Genomic DNA, 1,858 nt, shown 5'->3' on the forward strand with positions numbered 1-1,858 from the left:
GAGGCTGGGACATAATTTCTAACAAATTAGCCAGTAAATGAGTTTATTATAAATTCATTTACTGGCTTCTTTATTTACAATACTACGTATTGTTGGCTCGTTTTCTTAGGGGACAGCTTCAGCCTGTAGTCTTCAACTTGTCCTGTTCCCTCAAGAGTCTCGCCAAAATACTTTGTATTTATATGTAATTTTACATTGAAATACTTTAAAAAAATAAGGCACTTTCGTATAATTTAATAAATGTCACTAAACTAAATTAACGAGGTGCCTTATGTATAAAGATTATAACATGACTCAACTTACTCTACCATTGGAAACTTCAGTTCTTATCCCCACAAATGATATTTCACGACATGTCAATGATATTGTAGAAACAATTCCTAAAACTGAATTCGATGAATTCAGACATCATCGTGGTGCAACCTCATACCATCCCAAAATGATGTTAAAAGTCATTCTATATGCCTACACACAATCTGTGTTTTCAGGACGTAAGATAGAAAAATTACTTAATGATAGCATCCGGATGATGTGGTTATCACAAAATCAAAAGCCTTCTTATAAAACGATTAATCGATTTAGAGTCAATCCAAAAGTAGATGCTTTATTAGAATCATTATTTATTCAATTTCATAGTCAGTGTTTGAAACAACATCTTATAGATGATCAAACCATTTTTATTGATGGTACGAAAGTTGAGGCGAATGCCAATCGATATACATTTGTATGGAAAAAAAGTATTCAAAACCATGAGACAAAGATGAATGAAGATTCTAAAGCACTCTATCACGAATTGGTAACAAATAAAATTATACCTGAGATTAAAAAAGATCACGATAATGACTTAACAAAGGAAGAAATAGATTTGATTGGTAGTCATTTGGATAAAGAAATCGAAGATTTAAATCAACATATCGATAATGAAAAATGTACTAAAATAAGAAAACAAATACGGCTCAAAAGAACTAAAATTAAACAATATAAAAAGCAAATTAATGATTACTCTGGGCGAAAGTATAAATACGACGTCCAAAAATCTATTTTAAAGGATAGAAATAGTTATTCTAAAACAGATCATGATGCCACATTTATGAGAATGAAAGAAGATCATATGAAAAATGGACAACTCAAGCCAGGTTATAATTTACAAATAGCGACAAATTCTCAATTCGTTTTATCTTATAATGTGTATCAAAATCCGACTGATACAAGAACGATGATACCATTTTTAAATTCAATTCAAGAGACCTACGGTCATTTACCTGAATATATTGTAGCTGATGCAGGTTATGGTAGCGAGCCCAATTATATGGCAATTATAGATGATTTTAATCGAATACCACTTATAACCTACGGTATGTTTATAAAAGATAAAACTAAAAAATATAAAAGCGACATCTTTAACACTCAAAATTGGGATTATGACGAAATTAACGATGAATATATTTGTCCAAACAATAAGCGATTGGGTTTTAAAAGATATGCCTATCGGCATGATAAATATGGGTTTAAGAGAGACTTCAAATTATATGAATGTGATGATTGTTCAGAATGTCCTCTGAGACACCAATGCATGAAATACAATTCAAAAACGAATAAAAAAATAATGAAAAATTATAATTGGGAATATTTTAAAGCCCAAATTAATAAAAAGCTTTCAGAACCAAAAATAAAAACCATCTACAGTCAAAGAAAAATTGATGTGGAGCCTGTTTTTGGATTTATGAAGGCTATTTTGGGTTTCACTCGAATGTCCGTTCGAGGGATAAATAAAGCCAAAAGAGAACTAGGATTTGTGCTAATGGCACTTAATATAAGAAAAGTAACAGCTCAACGAGCTGAAAATAATCAAAAAAAT

Annotated in this window: 1 protein-coding gene; it reads left to right on the forward strand. The window is 30.5% G+C overall.

Annotation, left to right across the window (positions count from 1 at the left end; all coding sequences use genetic code 11):
* Positions 1–271 precede the first annotated feature (271 nt).
* The coding region (locus AC1Q7N_RS11645) for an IS1182 family transposase (RefSeq protein WP_162190744.1) at positions 272–1,858 on the forward strand (1,587 nt) is incomplete at its 3' end.

The organism is Staphylococcus sp. GW823-FHT05F06, assembly GCF_058795495.1.